Here is a 2,592-nt window from a genome sequence, read left to right on the forward strand (position 1 = left end):
CTGCGCGGGAATGACGCCATGAGCGATTTCTATTTTAAACCGATATACTGTGCAATTTAGGCAGGTCGGACTTTTGAATCAGATATAGGTTTCCGACATGCATCCCTACCCTCTTGCGCCACACAAATTTTCCGCTACGGCAGAAAGATAACCCAAACCTAAATAAAAGGTCGTCTGAAAATCCTGTTTTCAGACGACCTTTTGATGTATGAATTTCGTAAAATTAAGGAATAATCGGAACCTGCCCGTACAGCCGCGTTCCAACTACTTTCATCATTTTAGGATTCGGATGTTCAAAAAAGCCCCCGTTTTTATATTGGTTTTGTTCCTTACCGCCGCGCTTTTGCCGCTGTGGATCATGTGGCGCGATTTTTGGGTGTCGCGGTTGGATGCGGATACGGTGCGTCCGGCGGATGCTGCGGTTGTGCTTTCGACCCGTGCTTATGAAAAAGGTCGTCTGAATCCTTGTTTGGTGGCGCGCGTTGAAGCAGCTGTCGAGCTGTATCGTGCCCGCAAGGTGAAAAAGCTGGTGATGACGGGCGGAGTCAGCCGTGATTTGCAGTCCTCTGCGGGCAATATGCAGATGATTGCGGAGAAAATGGGTGTATCGAAGGCAGACATTATTCAGGAACGGGAAGCGGGCAATACGTTTGAAAACATCGTGTTCAGCCGAAAATTTATCGAAAACAGCCCGCGCGTCGTCATTGTCAGCGCCGGTTTTCACTTGGCGCGGGCGCGGATGATGGCGGACAGGCAGTGGCAGGGACACGATATTCAGGTGTATGCCGCGCCGTTTTGTTCCGAGCCTTACGGCGGTTATGGTTTCACGGTATTGCGCGAGTCGGCGGCGTTTGTCAAAAACGCTTTGAAGGGCAGGTTGTAGTTTCAGACGACCCGAATGCATATCGTTAAATCATGTATAATTGCAAACAATTTGACTGTTTGATTTAACCGTTTGACCGACCTACCGACAGGACTCCGACATGATCAACCCTATCGCTGCACTTTCCCCCCTAGACGGCCGCTACGCCAAATCCGTTGAAGCATTGCGTCCGATTTTCTCCGAATACGGCCTGATGAGGGCGCGCGTCAAAGTCGAATTGAGCTGGCTCAAAGCCCTCGCCGCCGAACCGAAAATCACCGAAATTCCCGCCTTCAGCGATTTCACGCTTGCCGAAATCGACAAAGTTATCGAAAACTTTTCATTGGAAGACGCAGCCGCCGTCAAAGCCATCGAAGCGACCACCAATCATGATGTCAAAGCCATCGAATACTGGCTCAAAGAACGCTTCGCCGGCGTACCCGAAGTCGCCGCCGCCAGCGAGTTCATCCACTTCGCCTGCACCAGCGAAGACATCAACAACCTGTCCCACGCCCTGATGCTGCAAGAGGCGCGCGAAACCGTCATCCTGCCGAAACTTGCCGAAATCATCGAAAAACTCACCGGCATGGCGCACGACCTTGCCGCCGTCCCCATGATGAGCCGCACCCACGGTCAGCCCGCCACGCCGACCACCTTGGGCAAAGAAACCGCCAACATCGTGTACCGCCTGCAACGCCAGTTCAAAAACCTTCAAGCGCAAGAATTCCTCGGCAAAATCAACGGCGCGGTCGGCAACTACAACGCCCACATGGTCGCCTATCCCGACGTCGATTGGGAAACCCACTGCCGCAACTTCGTCGAAATCAGCCTCGGCCTGACCTTCAACCCCTACACCATCCAAATCGAACCGCACGACTACATGGCTGAATTCTTCCAAACCCTCAGCCGCATCAACACCATCCTGATCGACTTCAACCGCGACGTTTGGGGTTATATTTCATTGGGTTACTTCAAACAAAAAGTCAAAGCGGGCGAAGTCGGCTCTTCCACCATGCCGCACAAAGTCAACCCCATCGACTTTGAAAACTCCGAAGGCAACCTCGGCATGGCAAACGCCGTATTGGGCTTCTTATCCGAAAAACTGCCCGTTTCCCGCTGGCAGCGCGACCTGACCGACAGCACCGTCCTGCGCAACATGGGCGTAGGCGTAGGCTATGCCGTGTTAGGTTTCGCCGCCCACCTGCGCGGTCTGAACAAACTCGAACCCAACCCCGCCGCGCTGGCCGCCGATTTGGATGCCACTTGGGAGCTGCTTGCCGAACCGATTCAAACCGTGATGCGCCGCCACGGCGTCGCCAATCCTTACGAAAAACTGAAAGACCTGACGCGCGGCAAAGGCGGCATCACGCCCGAAGTGCTGAAAGTCTTCATCGAATCGCTGGAAATCCCCGCCGAAGCCAAATCCCAACTGCTCGCCCTGACCCCTGAGCTCTACATCGGCAAAGCGGAAGAATTGGCGAAACGGATTTGATGCAACCTTGATGATTTGAGATTGAGTTGAAACAAAAGGTCGTCTGAAAACCAAGATTCAGGGTTTTCAGACGACCTTTCGTCAAATTAAGAGTATCGTGGGCTTTGTCCACGACTTTCAGCCTTGATATCTGAGTCCAATCATTTCTATTCATTCGTGGGTAAAACCCACGCTACGGGCTTAGTTTTTGATACGGAACCCGCCACCAGCCGTCATTCCCGCCCCCGCCTACGCGAGG

2 protein-coding genes are annotated in these 2,592 nt (G+C 53.2%); both read left to right on the forward strand.

The window, feature by feature from the left end; translation table 11 throughout:
* Positions 1-289: 289 nt before the first annotated feature.
* The gene (locus tag HMPREF2907_RS11080; protein WP_070682722.1) at positions 290-883 is read left to right on the forward strand and encodes a YdcF family protein; all 594 of its coding nucleotides are present in this window, start codon (positions 290-292) and stop codon (positions 881-883) included.
* Positions 884-983: 100 nt separating this feature from the next.
* A complete protein-coding gene (gene purB / locus HMPREF2907_RS11085; protein WP_070682723.1) occupies positions 984-2,354 on the forward strand; it encodes an adenylosuccinate lyase in 1,371 nt (456 codons plus the stop codon).
* Positions 2,355-2,592 lie beyond the last annotated feature (238 nt).

It is taken from the genome of Neisseria sp. HMSC055H02 (assembly GCF_001813335.1).
Taxonomy (GTDB): domain Bacteria; phylum Pseudomonadota; class Gammaproteobacteria; order Burkholderiales; family Neisseriaceae; genus Neisseria; species Neisseria sicca_C.

Coding starts and splice junctions, on each gene's coding strand:
- HMPREF2907_RS11080 (WP_070682722.1), top strand. CDS start 290: ATGTTCAAAAAAGCCCCCGTTTTTATATTGGTTTTGTTCCTTACCGCC.
- purB (WP_070682723.1), top strand. CDS start 984: ATGATCAACCCTATCGCTGCACTTTCCCCCCTAGACGGCCGCTACGCC.